Annotated in this window: 16 protein-coding genes and 1 other RNA gene; 9 read left to right on the top strand and 8 right to left on the bottom strand. The window is 70.7% G+C overall.

Translation table 11 applies throughout. The features are described from left to right. Nucleotides 1-83 precede the first annotated feature (83 nt). Both ACZ601_RS10615 and ACZ601_RS10620 read right to left on the bottom strand, forming a co-directional pair. Nucleotides 84-257 carry a hypothetical protein gene (locus tag ACZ601_RS10615; RefSeq protein WP_469535571.1) on the bottom strand — a complete coding sequence of 58 codons (174 nt, stop codon included), beginning with the start codon at nt 255-257 and terminating at the stop codon, nt 84-86. A 138-nt stretch (nt 258-395) separates the two neighbouring features. Further along, nucleotides 396-1,787 (bottom strand): hypothetical protein, encoded by a 1,392-nt coding sequence (locus ACZ601_RS10620; RefSeq protein WP_469535573.1) that lies wholly within the window; start codon nt 1,785-1,787, stop codon nt 396-398. Nucleotides 1,788-1,996: 209 nt separating this feature from the next. Here ACZ601_RS10620 and ACZ601_RS10625 point away from each other — a divergent pair, with 209 nt between their 5' ends. The 4 genes from ACZ601_RS10625 (at nt 1,997) to ACZ601_RS10640 (ending at nt 5,989) form a co-directional block, all read left to right on the top strand. After that, entirely contained in the window at nt 1,997-3,040 is a 1,044-nt protein-coding gene (locus ACZ601_RS10625; protein WP_469535575.1) for an ABC transporter substrate-binding protein, read from the top strand. A gap of 131 nt (nt 3,041-3,171) precedes the next feature. Continuing rightward, complete coding sequence (locus ACZ601_RS10630) at nt 3,172-4,008, top strand: Nif3-like dinuclear metal center hexameric protein (RefSeq protein WP_469535577.1); 837 nt, start codon at nt 3,172-3,174, stop codon at nt 4,006-4,008. Continuing rightward, on the top strand, nt 4,005-4,748 hold the full coding sequence (locus ACZ601_RS10635; RefSeq protein WP_440578009.1) for a zinc ribbon domain-containing protein: 744 nt from the start codon (nt 4,005-4,007) through the stop codon (nt 4,746-4,748). The genes ACZ601_RS10630 and ACZ601_RS10635 overlap by 4 nt, the downstream gene beginning before the upstream one ends. Beyond that, nucleotides 4,748-5,989 (top strand): bifunctional RNase H/acid phosphatase, encoded by a 1,242-nt coding sequence (locus tag ACZ601_RS10640; protein ID WP_469535580.1) that lies wholly within the window; start codon nt 4,748-4,750, stop codon nt 5,987-5,989. The genes ACZ601_RS10635 and ACZ601_RS10640 overlap by 1 nt, the downstream gene beginning before the upstream one ends. A 225-nt stretch (nt 5,990-6,214) precedes the next feature. Here ACZ601_RS10640 and eda read toward each other — a convergent pair whose 3' ends face one another. Both eda and yaaA read right to left on the bottom strand, forming a co-directional pair. Further along, nucleotides 6,215-6,835 carry a bifunctional 4-hydroxy-2-oxoglutarate aldolase/2-dehydro-3-deoxy-phosphogluconate aldolase gene (eda, locus tag ACZ601_RS10645; protein WP_469535583.1) on the bottom strand — a complete coding sequence of 207 codons (621 nt, stop codon included), beginning with the start codon at nt 6,833-6,835 and terminating at the stop codon, nt 6,215-6,217. Between the two features lie 115 nt (nt 6,836-6,950). Then, the gene (yaaA, locus tag ACZ601_RS10650; RefSeq protein WP_469535586.1) at nt 6,951-7,751 is read right to left on the bottom strand and encodes a peroxide stress protein YaaA; all 801 of its coding nucleotides are present in this window, start codon (nt 7,749-7,751) and stop codon (nt 6,951-6,953) included. Nucleotides 7,752-8,036: 285 nt separating this feature from the next. On the opposite strand from yaaA, the gene ACZ601_RS10655 reads away from it, so the two are divergent. From ACZ601_RS10655 to rnpB, 3 genes are all read left to right on the top strand, one after another. After that, on the top strand, nt 8,037-8,567 hold the full coding sequence (locus tag ACZ601_RS10655; protein ID WP_469535588.1) for a TetR/AcrR family transcriptional regulator: 531 nt from the start codon (nt 8,037-8,039) through the stop codon (nt 8,565-8,567). Nucleotides 8,568-8,682: 115 nt separating this feature from the next. Continuing rightward, on the top strand, nt 8,683-9,252 hold the full coding sequence (locus ACZ601_RS10660; protein ID WP_469536468.1) for a Uma2 family endonuclease: 570 nt from the start codon (nt 8,683-8,685) through the stop codon (nt 9,250-9,252). A 56-nt stretch (nt 9,253-9,308) separates the two neighbouring features. Then, an RNA gene (rnpB, locus tag ACZ601_RS10665) (RNase P RNA component class A) lies at nt 9,309-9,710 on the top strand. A 72-nt stretch (nt 9,711-9,782) separates the two neighbouring features. Here rnpB and ACZ601_RS10670 read toward each other — a convergent pair. Beyond that, nucleotides 9,783-10,850 carry a glycoside hydrolase family 43 protein gene (locus ACZ601_RS10670; protein ID WP_469535593.1) on the bottom strand — a complete coding sequence of 356 codons (1,068 nt, stop codon included), beginning with the start codon at nt 10,848-10,850 and terminating at the stop codon, nt 9,783-9,785. 201 nt (nt 10,851-11,051) lie between these two features. Here ACZ601_RS10670 and ACZ601_RS10675 point away from each other — a divergent pair, with 201 nt between their 5' ends. Beyond that, nucleotides 11,052-12,056: a YdcF family protein gene (locus ACZ601_RS10675; RefSeq protein ID WP_469535596.1), complete on the top strand. Its 1,005-nt coding sequence runs from the start codon at nt 11,052-11,054 to the stop codon at nt 12,054-12,056. Between the two features lie 204 nt (nt 12,057-12,260). After that, the gene (gene ku, locus ACZ601_RS10680; protein WP_469535599.1) at nt 12,261-13,307 is read left to right on the top strand and encodes a non-homologous end joining protein Ku; all 1,047 of its coding nucleotides are present in this window, start codon (nt 12,261-12,263) and stop codon (nt 13,305-13,307) included. A 30-nt stretch (nt 13,308-13,337) separates the two neighbouring features. On the opposite strand, the gene ACZ601_RS10685 is transcribed toward ku, so the two are convergent. From ACZ601_RS10685 to ACZ601_RS10695, 3 genes are all read right to left on the bottom strand, one after another. Then, nucleotides 13,338-14,126 carry a nucleotidyltransferase domain-containing protein gene (locus ACZ601_RS10685; RefSeq protein WP_469535601.1) on the bottom strand — a complete coding sequence of 263 codons (789 nt, stop codon included), beginning with the start codon at nt 14,124-14,126 and terminating at the stop codon, nt 13,338-13,340. Between the two features lie 88 nt (nt 14,127-14,214). After that, a complete protein-coding gene (locus ACZ601_RS10690) occupies nt 14,215-14,592 on the bottom strand; it encodes a VOC family protein (protein ID WP_469535604.1) in 378 nt (125 codons plus the stop codon). Nucleotides 14,593-14,696: 104 nt separating this feature from the next. Beyond that, complete coding sequence (locus ACZ601_RS10695; protein WP_469535606.1) at nt 14,697-15,359, bottom strand: ScbR family autoregulator-binding transcription factor; 663 nt, start codon at nt 15,357-15,359, stop codon at nt 14,697-14,699. Nucleotides 15,360-15,440: the final 81 nt, after the last annotated feature.

A 15,440-nucleotide genomic window follows, 5' to 3' on the forward strand; every position in this document is an offset into this window, starting at 1 on the left:
GCGTACAGGGGAGGGCCCCCGCAGCCGGTGGCCGGCTGCGGGGGCCCTCCCTTTCCCCGTGTCCCTCGTTGTTGTTCCGGCGGTCAGGCCGCCCTGCTCTCCTCTTCCGAGGTGCGGCGGTGGCGGCCGAGCGGCTGTGCTGCCGAGTCGTCCGGCGCCACATCCCCTCGGTGCTTTCCGGCGCCGCCGGCTTCGGCCCGCCCCGCGCCCGCCCCCGGCGGACGCGTCTGGGTCGTGTCGGTTCGGGCTTCAGACATGTGGGAAGTCACCCCGTTGTGATCGCTTACGTGTGTGTCTCCGGGGTCATCACGCCACCGCCACCCGGGAAGCGGTCACCTTCGGCAACCGCCGTGCGCGAATGCGTGATCCCCCGGCCCAACTTTAGACCGGTGCGTCTAGTCAGTGGTGGTCCGCCCCACGAGTGGCACGGTCCGCCCCACGAGTGGCGCCTGCCCCAGAGGAACCGGCCTACACACAGAAGGAGGCGCCACGGCCCCGGACGGTTGCATACCGTCTTCCGGATATCCGGCGGAGGCCCGTACCGCAGCCGGTTCCTCGTCGGCCGGTGCCGTCAGGAGCGCCACCGCGCAGGCCGTCTCCCTGTTGGCGTACGGAAGGGCGAGTACGCCCTCGCGGGACCAGACACCGCTGCCAGCCAGCCAGCCCTCCGGTACCGGGAGCTGGTGCAGCCGACGGCCGGCCGGCCGCCACACCCCCAGCCAGCTGCCCGCCGCCGCGTCGATCCGCAGGGCGACCGCGCAGCTCTCCGGCATCAGCATCTGCCCCGGCTGCACGGCGAACGGCGTCACCGCGGCGTCGGGCAGCCGCAGGCACTCCGGGAAGCGCACCGGCAGACAGCTGCCCAGCACCCCCCAGCCGAGCCGGTCGTGCCCCGGCGCGTCCGAGCGGATCAGCAGGAGACCGCTGTCCGGGTCCGCGAGCAGCAGCCGGTCGTCGCTGTCCGGCGCGATCTGGAGCAGCGGCGTCATCTCGGCGCCCCGCCCGAGGTCCACCGCGACCGCCTTGACCGGACCGCCCCCCGCCGGTTCCCGGTCCAGGGCCAGCAGCCGGCCGGCCCGGTCCAGCCAGACCCCGCCGGAGCAGCGCCCCGGCAGCTCCGCGATCTGCTCGGGCCCGTTCGGACCGCCCGCCACCAGCCAGAGCCCGGTGGAGTACGCCCCGGTGGACAGGGCGTACGCGCTGAAGCCGTCCGGTGAGGGCGGCAGCAGGGTCAGCTCGTCGCACTCGACCGCGCCCAGCAGCAGCTCACCGGTGCCGGGGCCGGTCGGGTAGAGCAGCGAGAGGGTGTGCCCGTCCGCGACCCGGCGCCGGAGGAGCACCCGCCCGTCGGCCAGCGGCAGCACCTGGGAGCCGGCGTCCTCCGGCTGGTTGAGCGGGAGCGGTACGGCGTACGGCTCGGGGCCGTCCAGCGTCCAGCGCTCCGGGAACCAGGCCGTATCGCCGTCTTCCGGGGCCTCTCGGTGAGCGGCCGTGAGCCGGGCCGCGTACGCGCCGTTCGCCGTGATGGTGAACGCGGGGGTCGGCAGGACCGTTTCAGCAGTCGGTTGTTCCGGCACCACTTGCGGGCAGACCGCCTCCGTCGCCGTGTCCGCCGCAGCGATCAGGGCACCGTTCAGCGCCGCGACCGCTGCCGGATCCACCGGATCCGGAGGCTCCGCGACCTCGTTCTGGTCGTCGGACCCCGGTTCCACCGTCTCCACCGTCTCCACCGATTCGCCGGCTTCGACCGCTGCCGCGGTCCCGTCCTCGATGGCACAGGCAGTCATCGAATCGTCACCTCCGGCCACCGAAGCTAGTTTTCGCACTTCCTGCCGAACAACACGAGACCTGCCACTTCACACATATGGGTGGCGATGCCCGGAATCAGCTGAGAGGGAGGGGGTGAGTGTGCTGCAGGATCAGGGCGTGTCTAAGGTTAGGCAGTCCTAAGTCTTGTCTGTGCAACCCGCAACGTAACCCGCAACTGGAGCAAGTCATGTCCCTTCGACGCCGCGGCACCGCCGCAGTCGGTCTGGCCGTAGTCGCCGCCCTGTCCCTCTCGGCCTGCGGAAGCGACGACGGCGGGTCGGGCGGCTCCGGCAAGTCCGAGGCCGGCGGCGAGAAGAAGGCCGCGGTCGCGACGGGCGGCAAGGACTTCGGGGACGCGGCGAAGAAGACGGCGGAGTACGGGACCGACGCCCCGGCGGGCACGTTCCCCCGCACCCTCACCCACGCCATGGGCAAGACCGAGCTGAAGTCCGCCCCGAAGCGCGTCGTCGTGCTCGACGTCGGCGAGTTCGACAACGTGGTCTCGCTGGGCGTGAAGCCGGTCGGCTACGCGCCCTCCGAGGGCGACGCGGCCATTCCCTCGTACCTGAAGAAGAACGCGGGCAACCCCAAGAACGTCGGCACGATCAACAACCTCAACCTTGAGGCGATCGCGGGCCTCAAGCCCGACCTGATCCTCGGCAGCCAGCTGCGCGCCGCCGACAAGTACGACGAGCTGTCCAAGATCGCGCCGACCGTGTTCTCCATCCGTCCGGGCTTCACCTGGAAGGAGAACTACCTCCTCAACGCCGCGGCGCTGGACAAGACCGCCAAGGCCAAGTCCGAGCTGGGCGCCTACGAGGCCAACGCGAAGAAGCTGGGCGAGGACGTCGGTCCGAAGAAGCCGACCATCTCGATGGTCCGCTACCTGCCGGACAAGATCCGCCTCTACGCCAAGGCCTCCTTCATCGGCACGATCCTCGACGACGCCGGCCTGCCGCGGCCCAAGAACCAGCAGATCAACGAGCTGGCCGCGGAGATCAGCCCCGAGAAGATCGACGAGGCCGACGCCGACTGGATCTTCACCGGGGTGTACGGCGCACCGAAGGCCACCAAGCGCGACACCACCCAGTCCAACCCGCTGTGGAAGAACCTCACCGCGGTCAAGGAGGGCCGGGCCAAGAACGTCTCCGACGAGACCTGGTACCTGGGCCTCGGCGTCACGGCCGCGAACCTGGTCCTGGACGACCTCCGCGCGGACCTGGTGAAGTAGCCGGTTCCTCGCGGGGGCGGCCTCCCCTGCCGACCTGGTGAAGTAACGATTCATGACCGGCCGCCGTTCCGCCCGTACGGGGTGCGGCGGCCATGGACTGCGGGGCACGGCGGACAGGTAGCCTTTCCTCCGTGCCCCGTCTGTCTGAAGTCATCTCCGAGCTCGACGCCCTCTGGCCGCCCGAGCGGGCCGAAGGATGGGACGCGGTCGGCACCGTCTGCGGCGATCCGGACGCCGAGGTCGACCGGGTGCTCTTCGCCGTCGACCCCGTCCAGGACATCGTGGACGAGGCGCTGAAGCTCGGCGCCCAGCTGATCGTCACCCACCACCCGCTCTATCTGCGCGGTACGACGACGGTCGCGGCCGGCACCTTCAAGGGCCGGGTCGTGCACACGCTGATCAAGCACGACATCGCGTTGCACGTGGCCCACACCAACGCCGACTCCGCGGACCCCGGTGTCTCCGACGCCCTCGCCGGCGCCCTGGACCTGCGCGTCGAGCGGCCCCTCGTACCGGACCCGACCGACCCCGCAGGCCGCCGCGGTCTCGGCCGGATCTGCACGCTCGGCAACCCCGAGACCCTCGGTGAGTTCGCCGCCCGCGCCGCCGCCCGGCTGCCCGCCACCGCGCAGGGCATCCGGCTGGCCGGCGACCCGGACGCCCTCGTGCGCACCGTCGCGGTGAGCGGCGGGTCCGGCGACAGCCTCTTCGACGCGGTGCGCGCGGCGGGTGTGGACGCCTTCCTCACCGCCGACCTGCGCCACCACCCGGCCTCGGAGGCCGTCCAGCACTCTTCGCTCGGCCTGGTCGATGCCGCACACTGGGCCACCGAATGGCCGTGGTGCGAACAGGCCGCGGCACAGCTCGACGCGATTTCCGACCGCCACGGATGGGACCTGCGGGTCCACATCTCGAAGCAGGTCACCGATCCCTGGACCACCCACCACTCTTCTGGAGCCCCCAACTGAACGCCGCGCCCGCCGACCAGATCCGACTCCTCGACGTCCAGGCCCTCGACCAGCGTCTCTCCCAGCTCGCGCACAAGCGCGACACCCTTCCCGAGCACGCCGAGATCGAGTCGCTCACGACCGACCTCGCCCAACTCCGCGACCTGCTCGTCGCCTCCACGACCGAGGAGAGCGACACCGCCCGCGAGCAGACCAAGGCCGAGCAGGACGTGGACCAGGTGCGCCAGCGCGCCGCCCGCGACCAGCAGCGGATGGACTCCGGCAGCGTCACCTCGTCCAAGGACCTGGAGAGCCTCCAGCGCGAGATCGTCTCGCTCGCCAAGCGCCAGGGCGACCTTGAGGACGTCGTCCTTGAGGTCATGGAGCGCAGGGAGTCCGCCCAGGAGCGGGTCACCGAGCTGACCGACCGGGTCTCCGCCGTCCAGGCGAAGGTCGACGACGCGACCGCCCGCCGGGACGCCGCGACGAACGAGATCGACGAGGAGGCCGCGACGGTCACCAAGGAGCGCGAGATCGTCGCCGGTTCCGTCCCCGCAGACCTGCTCAAGCTGTACGACAAGCTCCGCGCCCAGCAGGGCGGGGTGGGCGCCGCCCGCCTCTACCAGCGCCGCTGCGAGGGCTGCCGCCTGGAGCTCAACATCACCGAGATCAACGACGTGAAGGCCGCGTCCCGGGACACGGTGCTGCGCTGCGAGAACTGCCACCGCATCCTGGTCCGCACCGCGGACTCGGGTCTGTAGTGACCCCTGCGCGCCAGTTCGTCATCGAGGCCGACGGCGGCTCCCGGGGCAACCCGGGGCCCGCCGGGTACGGCGCGGTCGTCATCGACCCGGTGACGGGGGAGACGCTCGCGGAGGCGGCCGAGTACATCGGCGTCGCGACGAACAACGTCGCGGAGTACAAGGGCCTCATCGCCGGTCTGCGGGCCGCGAAGGCCCTCGTGCCGGACGCCCCGGAGGACCCGGACGCCCTGGATTCCCCGGACGGCGGCGGAGTACGGGTGCACGTCCGGATGGACTCCAAGCTGGTCGTGGAGCAGATGTCGGGCCGCTGGAAGATCAAGCACCCGGACATGAAGCCCCTCGCGGCAGAGGCCGCCCGGATCCTCCCGGCGTCCGCCGTCACCTACGAGTGGATCCCGCGCGAGCGGAACAAGCACGCGGACCGGCTCGCGAACGAGGCGATGGACGCCGGTAAGCGCGGCAGGCAGTGGGAGCCGTCGTCCTCGACGGCCGCCCTGGACCGGCCCGCCGCAGCGACTCCGGAAGCCTCCCGGGAAACCCCGCAGGCCTCCGGGGAATCCCCGCAGGCCTCGCGGGAAACCCCGCAGGTCGGCTGGGGCACTGCCCCCGACCTGGGCGCGCCCGCCACCTTCGTGCTGCTGCGGCACGGCGAGACCGCGCTCACCCCCGAGAAGCGGTTCTCCGGCAGCGGCGGCACCGACCCCGAGCTCTCCGCCACCGGCCGCGAGCAGGCCGCACACGCGGCCGAGGCGTTCGCCGCCCGCGGCGCCGTGCAGGAGATCGTCAGCTCCCCGCTGCGCCGCTGCCGCGAGACGGCCGGTGCGGTGGCGGCCCGGCTGGGCCTTGAGGTCCGGATCGAGGACGGGCTGCGCGAAACGGACTTCGGTGCCTGGGAGGGCCTGACGTTCGGTGAGGTCAAGGAGCGGTACGGCGCCGATCTGGATGCCTGGCTGGCCTCCGCGAAGGCGGCCCCCACCGGCGGCGGCGAGAGCTTCGCCGAGGTCGCCCGCCGGGTCGCCGCCACCCGCGACCGACTCGTCACCCGCTACGCCGGCCGCACGGTCCTCGCGGTCACGCACGTCACGCCCATCAAGACCCTGGTCCGGCTGGCGCTCGGCGCCCCGCCCGAGTCGCTGTTCCGGATGGAGCTCTCGGCGGCGTCCGTGTCGACCGTGGCGTACTACGCGGACGGCAACGCCTCCGTACGACTGCTGAACGACACGTCCCACCTGCGGTAAGGAGCCCTGTCTGGAGCCTTCCGGACAGCGCTCGGCCCCATCGGAGGGGGGAAGCCGATGGGGCCGAGGCGGTTCCGGCGGGCTGGGGGATTGCCCGCCGGAACCCGGGTCACCCGGAGTCCGGGTCACGTGTCCCTGAAGGTCTCGTGCCCTGGCTGCCGGGGAGCATGCACGCGAAATCGCGCCAAATGTTCCGCCTTTATCTCGCCCCCGGTCTTTCGCCCCTCAGCCGCGCAGCGCCGCCGCCTCCGCTGCCAGCCGCTCCACCCGGGCCCAGTCACCGGCCGACACCGCGTCGGCGGGCACCATCCAGCTGCCGCCCACACAGCCGACGTTGGGCAGGGCCAGATAGGACGGCGCTGAGGCGAGCGAGATGCCGCCGGTCGGGCAGAACCGGGCCTGCGGGAGCGGGGCGGAGAGGGCCTTCAGATAGGCCGTGCCGCCCGCCGCCTCCGCCGGGAAGAACTTCATCTCGGTGACCCCGCGCTCCAGCAGCGCGACCACCTCGGACGTCGTGGAGACGCCCGGCAGGAACGGCACCCCCGACGCCTTCATCGCGTCCAGGAGGGCATCCGTCCAGCCGGGGCTGACCAGGAACCGGGCATCAGCGGCCACGGTGTCGGAGACGTTCCGCGCCGAGATCACCGTGCCGGCGCCGACCACCGCGTCCGGCACCTCCGCCGCGATGGCCCTGATCGCGTCCAGGGCGGCGGCGGTCCGCAGCGTCACCTCGATGGCCGGGAGCCCGCCCGCGACCAGGGCGCGGGCGAGCGGCACCGCGTCGGCGGCGTCCTCAAGGACGACGACGGGCACGACGGGGGCAAGGTCCAGCACGGAGGAGGTCATGCCCTCATCCTGCCGCGAAGACCGCACTCCACGCAACGAGCGTTGCGTATGTTGCAACAGGCTGGGTCCGGGCTCGAACCGAGCTGGGTCGGAACGCGGGGCTCAGTTCGCGGGTTCAGTGAATCTCCGTCACCACGACATCGAGCTCCCACGCCCGCCCGGCCCGCGCGGGGGCCTCCGCCTCGACCACGTATCCGAGATCACGCAGGACACCCACCAGCTCAGCGGGCCCCTTCGGTGCGGCGCCCGACCGGAGGAGATCGCGGACCATCCGGCCCTTCGTGGCCTTGTTGAAGTGGCTGACCACAGACCGCTTCTCCACCCCGTCCACCAGCTGGGAGTGCAGCACCCGGACACTCGCCGTGCGCTCCGCGACCTCGCCCTTCGGCTTCCACGCCGCCGCGTACGCGGACGAGCGCAGATCCAGCACCAGCCCGTCCCCGGCCGCCTCCGGCATGACCTCCGCCATCGGGGTGCGCCAGAACGCCCCGAGAGCGCCGAGCCCCGGCAGCTTCACCCCCATCGAGCAACGGTACGGAGGAATCCGGTCGCCCACCCGGACCGCGCCCCACAGCCCGGAGAACACCAGCAGCGACTTTCCGGCCCGGCGGCGGGCGGCGGTGTCCAGGGACGCCAGGTCCAGTGCGTCGTACAGCACCCCGGTGTAGAGCTTCCCGGCCGGGCGGGTGCCGGCCGTCCGCAGCTCGACGTTCTTCGCGATCTCGCCGCGCAGGCCCTCGCTCAGCCCCAGCACCACGCGGGCCTTCTCCTCGTCCGCCACGGACAGCTCCACGAGGGCCTCCAGCACGGCGGCCCGCGCCTCGGCCAGGCCCGGCAGCGACAGCGACTCCGGCTTCAGAGGTGCTCCCCGCCCCGAGGCGGCCTTTCCTTCGGAGGGCGGCAACAGCACGAGCACGGCGGTTCTCCTTCGTACGAACGGAAAGGGGGACGACCGGCGGTGCGGACCGGTCCACGGCTCCCGGCGGTGTCGCCCGGGTCCGTGAAATCCCCTCGCGCCAGCGTACGGGCTCACGCGGGTGGACCCGGCGCGGCGAAGGTGCTGTCCGCACCCGCCTGAGCGACCCTCGAACCCGGTCTCGTACGATCGCGCCTTCGGCCTCCCTGCCCTGTGAATCCGCCTCCACGAACTGCCCCCCGCGAACCCTCCTCCACGAACCCTCCCCACGAACGAAGGACCGGCGTGACCGACCTCGCGGACCCGCCCGCCACCGACCGCCCCGGCCAGATCGTCACCGCCGCGCGCACGCTCCTGGAGCAGGAGGGCCCGGAGGCGCTCACGATGCGCCGCCTCGCCGCCCGGGTGGGCATCACGGCGCCCTCGCTCTACAAGCACTTCCCGGACAAGTCCTCGGTGGTGAACGCGCTGGCCGGCGTGATGCTGCGGGAGACCGCGGAGGCCCTCGAAGCGGCGGAGGCCGCCGCCCCGGGCTCGTTCCCCGCCCTGGCCACCGCCTACCGCACCCACGCCCTCGCCCACCCCCACCTCTACCGCCTCACCACGGGCCGCCCCCTCCCTCCGGACCTGGAGGAACGCGCCGCGGCCCCGCTGTTCCGCGCCCTCGCGGACGACGCGGACCGCGCCCGCGCGGCCTGGGCCTTCGCTCACGGGATGGTGACGATGGAACTGAACGGCCGTTTCCCCGTGGGCTCCGACATCGCGGCGGCGTGGACGGCGGGGATCACGGCCTTCGCCGCTTCGGTCCGCCTCTGACGCGGGCGCGACGCCCTGTGCCACGATCGGGGGAAGCATCCCCATCTCACGGACGGCGGATTCCCCGATGTCTCATTCTGGCGAGCGACCGAGGAAGGGGTGTGACATGTCTGCCATGCCGCACGAACCGCTCTCGCAGGCAGAAGTCCTGCTTGAGGGCTTCCTGGCGCTGGATACGCCGGAGGGCTTCCGTGCCGAGCTGATCGAGGGGGAGATTGTCGTGACGCCGCCGCCGGACGGGGACCATGAGGACTACCTCAGCCTGATCATTAACCAGGTGATCAGGCAGTCCCGGACCGGTATGGACTTCTCCGGGAACAAGGGCCTGAAGCTGCGCAGCGGCGGGGGGTGCCCCAAGAACCACGCCATCCCCGACGGCACCTTCGCACCCACCGAACTGCGCCTGTACCGGGGGGCGGAGCCCTGGATGCCCTGCGAGGGCGTCGCCCTGGTCGTCGAGGTCACCTCGTCCAAACCCGCCGCCGACCGCATCGGCAAACGCCACTGCTATGCGCGGGGGCCCGTCCCCCTCTACCTCTTGGTTGATCGCGAGGAGTCCTCGGTGACCCTGTTCAGCGACCCGCAGGGGGACGACTACCGCCAGCACTGCACGGTCCCGTTCGGCAAGGCCGTCCGTCTCCCGGAGCCCTTCGGGCTGGATCTGGAGACCGAGGCGTTCCTCTGATCAGTCCGCTGATCAGTCCGCCCGTCCCGGGCGGGTAGCATGGGCGCCACGGCAGACGAGCCGGGCGGACGGCCGCGTGAGGATCTTCGGACCCTCCCGAGGAACGTCCGGGCTCCACAGGGCAGGGTGATGGCTAACGGCCACCCGGGGTGACCCGCGGGACAGTGCCACAGAAAACAGACCGCCTTGGACTTCGGTCCTCGGTAAGGGTGAAACGGTGGTGTAAGAGACCACCAGCGCCTGAGGTGACTCAGGCGGCTAGGTAAACCCCACCCGGAGCAAGGTCAAGAGGGGTCGTCGCAAGACGGCCCTGCGCGAACGTCCGAGGGCTGCCCGCCCGAGTTCGCGGGTAGACCGCACGAGACCGGCAGCAATGCCGGTCCTAGATGGATGGCCGTCTCCCCGGCCGCCGCGAGGCGACCGGGAGACAGAACCCGGCGTACAGCCCGACTCGTCTGCCGCTACCCGCGAACGCGCCCTGGAATGGGCCTCACGCCATGAACCGGCAGGCAGCGGCCACCCCTCCCGCCCTACTCGAAGAACTTGAGGCTCCAGCCCGTGTCGGTGGTCGGGCCGGGAACATTGGCGCGGCTGTAGGTGGTGTTGCCCCACCAGGCGAACGTTCCGGTGTACCAGTACCGGTTCTCCCACGCGTACGGCGTCCCCTTCGGCACCGCGTGGAACATCGAGGGGAATCGGGGGCCGGCGGGCGGGCTGGTGTTGATGTCGCCGTTGAGCAGGACGAAGCTGTGGTGGCCGGGGCCGTTGACGTACAGGGTCGGGTCCCAGCCGGACATCATCGTCGCCCGGTTGGAGCCGAACAGGCAGCCGTTGGACTTGTACCAGTCCCAGACGTAGGCCGGGTCACCTCCGGCGCGCAGGCGCAGGTCGGCCAGGCAGTACTGCTCGCTCCAGCTGCCGTTGGCGGAGTACACGATGTGCAACTGCCCGTTCGGGTCCTTGATGGCCTCGGGGCCCTCATTGATGAACGGGTTGCCTACCACCCGTTCCCAGCTCTCCCGAGGCTGTGAGATGACGTAGCGTGCGCCGGTCGGTGTGGTGGGGCTGCTCATACGCGCGATGTAGAGGTTCTGCTCGACGTTGGTGTCACCGGCCCAGCCGGACCAGACGAACCAGCGCTGCCCGTCGAAGGTGAACAGAGTCCCGTCGATCGCCCACTTGCCGTCCGGCAGGGCCAGCTGACTCTCCCCGGTGTAGCCGCTGTCCGGGTTCGCGGAGCTGATGACGTACATCCGGTGGGCCGTTCCGCGGCCGGCCGAGAAGTAGATGTAGTAGCGGCCGCCGTCCGTGACGATCTCCGGGGCCCAGACCTCACCGTGACCGGCCGTGTCCGACCACACCTGTCGGGCGGGCGCGGATGCCAGCGCGGCCGTCGAGGACGCCTGTCGCACGGCGATTCCGCCACCGGTCGACTGCACCGATATGTAGGTGCTGCCGACCCGGATCACACTCGGGTCCGCGGCCCTGATGGTCTGTTCCGCCCGTGCCTGTTCTGCGGACGACAGGGACATGATCGCAGCGAGCAGGCCGGCCAACGCGAGGACGTAGGCGCGGGTAAGACGGTGAGTGAGTTTCATGGTCCCGTTCCAAGGTCGGCCCCCGCTGCGACGACGCACGAGTCGGCAGTGGCGTTTACATCGATGGAAGAGCGCCCTCGCAGCATTCCAAGTGGTCCTGGACATGTCAACAGAAGGAAACTGGCGCGGATGATCCGGCCTCCGCGGGCTTGCCCTCCGGGCGGACGACGCGTCTTTGCGGACACGCTCTAGCATGTGCGCATGGTGGCCTACGTCCCGGCAGTTCTGATCTTCGTCGCCTTCTGCGTCGGCACGCTCCACGAGCGCCGGCGTTTCAGCAACGCCGTCCTCCTGGGACTGTCGCTCACCTTCGCCGCGGCCGCCTGGCTCTCCGGGCTCGCCCGGTCGCAACCGGCCGCGGGGAGGGAGATCGGCATCGTGCTCGTCCTCCTCGTGGCGGTGGGCATCGCGATCCTGTCCTGGTTCCTGATCTCCAACGGCGTGACGATGGTGCGCAAGGAGGGCAGAAGTCCCGCCAACCTCCTGTCCCTGCTGACAGGGCTTGCCCTGGTGGTCCTTCTCGCGCTGATGATCACCGCCCTGATCCTGGAGAACGTCACCCTGGTGGTGGTGACGGGCACGGTGCTCGCCCTGGCCGGCTACATCGCTTTCCTGTTCGTCTGCTTCGTCGTCTACGCGTTTCTCTACGGCCGCCTCCACATCCACCGCAAGGCCGACTACGTGGTGGTGCTCGGTGCCGGTCTCATCAACGGGGCCACGGTGTCGCCGCTGCTGGCCGGCCGGCTTGAGCGGGCCCGAGCCGTGCACACGAGGCTGATGGCTCGCGGCAGGCAGCCCGTCCTTCTCGCCTCCGGCGGTCAGGGGCCCGACGAGAGCCTGCCGGAGTCACACGCGATGGCCGAGTACCTGATCGAGCGTGGATTCCCGGCCGCCCTGATCGAGCGCGAGGACCGCTCGACGACGACCGAGCAGAATCTGCGGTACAGCAAATCGATCATGGAGAAGGCTCATCCCGACTACCGGTGTGTCGTGGTCACGAACAACTACCACGTCTTCCGCGCCGCGGTGACCGCCCGCCGGGCGGGGGTCAGGGGCCACGTCGTCGGGTCGCCCACTGCCGCGTACTTCTGGCCCAGCGCGATGATCCGCGAGTTCGTCGCCATCCTCCGGACGTACTGGCGCATCAACCTGGCCGTCTGCCTGCTCCTTGTCCTGGGCGGGGCATGCATTTGGCTGCTCAGCTGACCGAGTGATCGAGGCCCGCCGAATGCGGCCGGGGACGTGTCCGGACGACCGGCTCCCCGGGCCGTCGCACCCGCTCGGCATGCGATCACGACCGGTCGGGGTCAGGATCGAGGTGCGGGCGGCGGTGGCCCGGCCGGCGCCGTTCGGGCTTTCATCGTGTGCAGCGGTGACCCGGCCGCACCCGCCACGGGCCTGGAGGTATGCATGCCGCGACCCCTGTGGACCGGGGCGATCAGCTTCGGGCTGGTCACGATCCCGGTCAAGGTGATCAGCGCGAGCGAGGATCACGCGATCCACTTCCACCAGTTCCACCTGTCGGACATGGGCCGGGTGCGGACCCGCAAGGTGTGCGACCTCGACGGCGAGGAGCTGTCGCAGGACGAGATCGGCAAGGGCTACGAGATCACGAAGGACGAGACCGTCCCGATCACCGACGAGGAACTCGACCGGATGCCGCTGCCGACCGCGAAGGCGATCGAGATCGTCTCGTTCGTCGACGCCGACAGCATCGACCCGGTCCGGATCGCCGACTCGTACTACCTGGCGACCGGCGGCCAGGTCGCCGCGAAGCCGTACACCCTGCTCAGGCAGGCGCTTGAGCGCTCCGAGAAGGTCGCCGTCGCCAAATTCGCCTGGCACGGCCGCGAGCGGCTCGGCATGCTCCAGGTCCGCGAAGAGGCGATCGTGCTCCACGTACTGCACTGGCCCGACGAGATCCGCAGCCCGGACTCCCTCGCGCCGAAAGACGTGGAGCTGGACGAGAACGAGATCGAGCAGGCCGTCCAGCTCACCGAGACCATGGCCGCCGACGACATCTCCGGCTTCCGGGATCGCTACCGCGAGGCCCTGGAGCAGCTCATCGAGGCGAAGTCCGAGGGAAAGGAGGCTCCGGAGCCGGCCGAGGACACGGAGCGGGAATCCGGGCAGGTCATGGACCTGATGGCCGCCCTGAACGCCTCCGTGGAGGCCGCGAAGGAGAGCCGGGGCGCCGACGAAGGCGATGCCACCGATGCCACCGATGCCACGGTGCACCCGATGCGGTCGCGCGGGAAGGCCCCGGCGAAGAAGACGGCAGCGAGCAAGACGGCAGCGAGGAAGACAGCGGCGAGGAAGACGGCAGCGAGGAAGACGGCGGCCGGGAAGTCCACGGCCAAGAAGTCGACGACGGCGAAGAAGACCGCCGCGACGCGGTCCCGCGCGAAGAAGGCGACGGCCGGGAAGAGCGCGGCGGAGAAGCGCAGCGCGTCCTGACCGGCTGCCCCGGCAGGTGGGGGCCGGGGCTCACGTCTCCTCCGTCGTCCCCGTACCCGTACCCGTACCCGTACCCGTCGAGAGCGTGTTCCGGATGCCGTGCCGGACGAAGGCGCGTGCCTGCTCGCCCCGTCGGACGCGTTCCGCCTCGCTGATCGGTACGGGGTCCCCGTACCTGCGCTCGTGGATGCCGTGGACCAGGTCCGCGGGGGCGCCGAGGGCCGGCAGCTCGGTCAGCGCCTCGCCCTTCGTGATCAGCCGGCCGTCGCGCAGCGTGACCGTGGCGCGGGCCAGGACCAGCGGGCCGAGGTCCACCCAGATGTCCTGGAGCCAGAGGTGAGGCTTGTCGGTGGCCGGGAGCCAGTACTCCCGCAGGTCGAGCCGGATGTACTCCTCCAGCTGCCCGGGGGCGAGCGGCGGGAGCAGGCGCGTGGGCGGCGGCCCGTGGAGGGCGAGTCCGCCGTCGAGCAGCTCCCGGCGGGTGACCGGGGTGACCGGGCGTTCCAGGATCATCCCGTGCGCCCAGGTGACGTGATCCGTCCCGGCCTCCGCCAGCGACGTGCTGGGCAGGTACGAGCAGTGCAGCGCGGCCGCCGCGGGCTCCTCGTCCATGAGCAACTGGTGGAACTCGGCCAGCCGCTCCCGGTGCGCCGTGTCCAGCGGGCCGTCGACGATGGCGATGAGGTCCAGATCGCTCCGCCCCTCCTGGAAGTCGCCGAGCGCCAGTGAGCCGTGTGCCCAGACGGCCACCGTCGGCACCAACGGCCGTATACCGGCGACGAATCGCTTGAGCACCTGATCCGTTTCGGTCGCTGTCATGGCCGGGATTCTCGCAGAGCGTCCTGCCGGGCGGGCGACTGTTTCGGGGGCGTGCTTGTTTCACGCCATAGTGCCCGGCTCTCCGTTCTCAGCGATGGCCCAGCACGTTGACGACCCGGCCGTTGGGATCGCGGACGAAGAAGCGGCGCACGCCCCACTCCTCGTCCTGCGGGCCGTACACGATCTCCGCGCCCGCGCGCACCAGCGCCGCGTGGGCCGCGTCCACGTCCGCCACCTGCACGCTGACGTCCGGGTTGACCGGTGCGGTCAGGTCGGCGGTCATGAAGCTGATCTGGGCGGTGGGTTCCGAGGGCGGGGCGAGCGTCATGATCCAGCCGTGGTTCATGACCTCCTCGAACCCCAGCAGCCCGTAGAAGGCGGCATTCGCCCGCATGGTGCCGGCTTCGCCGTCGGGACCGGAGCCCGCGACGACGGGGATGTTGGGGACGACACGGCGGACTGACATCGACGGCTCCTGTCACATGGCTGACTCGACGTCACCGACATTACGGCCCCTCGCACCGGACCGCCCGGTATGCTTTGGCCCTACCAAGCCGACCGTTCCGGTGGTCAGTTGGGGGTGCGGGTCTGGGGCGGTACGGTTTCGAGGAGGCGGAGAAGACGTTCACCGCGATCTTCGGCCATATCCAGAGTGGCCAGAACGGCCGGCGTCGAGATGCTCGGCAGTACGTAGTGCAGCAGCACCGAGATGCGCCGCCCGAGGTCCTCGCGTTGGGACAGGACCTGCGACATCACCTGGATACCCGAGAAGGATCCGGCCAGCATCTCGGCGGTCTCGCCAGGGTCGACGTGCGGCAGCAGCTCGCCCTGGCCCTTCGCCGCGCTCAGCAGGTGTTCGAGCCGGTCTATCCAGGCACGGAAGGGCGTGCCCCGGTCGAGGCCCTCCACGGCCTGGTCCATGGCCAGGCCGACACTGGCCCGTACCAGCGGCTCATGGCGCAGCCGGTAGGCGAGGATCATGCCCTGGTCCACCAGCTCCTGGAGCTTGGTCAGCTGCGGCGGCAGCGGATCGCTGTGCAGCTGTATGTCCATCACCCCGAGCGCGAGATCCTCCTTCGAGGTGAAGTGGAAGTAGAGCGCGCCCTTGGTCGCCCCCGCCCGCGCGAGGATCTCGCTGATGGTCGCGCTGCTGTAGCCGCGCTCGTCGAACACCTCGGCGGCCGCCACCAGGATCGACCGGCGGGTCTGGATCGCGCGCGCCTGTTGTGCCATCAGCTTCTCTCTAGTGGTGGCGGGGTTGGTGTCATATGGGGTTGGCTGGAAAGTAAAACCGGGCTGTCAGTATCTTACTGC

It is taken from the genome of Streptomyces sp. NPDC104307, assembly GCF_055584045.1.

Excerpts from the sequence above, each read along its gene's own strand:
- ACZ601_RS10615 (WP_469535571.1), bottom strand. The coding sequence starts at position 257 with ATGTCTGAAGCCCGAACCGACACGACCCAGACGCGTCCGCCGGGGGCG.
- ACZ601_RS10620 (WP_469535573.1), bottom strand. The coding sequence starts at position 1,787 with ATGACTGCCTGTGCCATCGAGGACGGGACCGCGGCAGCGGTCGAAGCC.
- ACZ601_RS10625 (WP_469535575.1), top strand. The coding sequence starts at position 1,997 with ATGTCCCTTCGACGCCGCGGCACCGCCGCAGTCGGTCTGGCCGTAGTC.
- eda (WP_469535583.1), bottom strand. The coding sequence starts at position 6,835 with ATGACCTCCTCCGTGCTGGACCTTGCCCCCGTCGTGCCCGTCGTCGTC.
- ACZ601_RS10660 (WP_469536468.1), top strand. The coding sequence starts at position 8,683 with ATGCCGCACGAACCGCTCTCGCAGGCAGAAGTCCTGCTTGAGGGCTTC.
- ACZ601_RS10670 (WP_469535593.1), bottom strand. The coding sequence starts at position 10,850 with ATGAAACTCACTCACCGTCTTACCCGCGCCTACGTCCTCGCGTTGGCC.
- ACZ601_RS10675 (WP_469535596.1), top strand. The coding sequence starts at position 11,052 with ATGGTGGCCTACGTCCCGGCAGTTCTGATCTTCGTCGCCTTCTGCGTC.
- ku (WP_469535599.1), top strand. The coding sequence starts at position 12,261 with ATGCCGCGACCCCTGTGGACCGGGGCGATCAGCTTCGGGCTGGTCACG.
- ACZ601_RS10685 (WP_469535601.1), bottom strand. The coding sequence starts at position 14,126 with ATGACAGCGACCGAAACGGATCAGGTGCTCAAGCGATTCGTCGCCGGT.
- ACZ601_RS10690 (WP_469535604.1), bottom strand. The coding sequence starts at position 14,592 with ATGTCAGTCCGCCGTGTCGTCCCCAACATCCCCGTCGTCGCGGGCTCC.
- ACZ601_RS10695 (WP_469535606.1), bottom strand. The coding sequence starts at position 15,359 with ATGGCACAACAGGCGCGCGCGATCCAGACCCGCCGGTCGATCCTGGTG.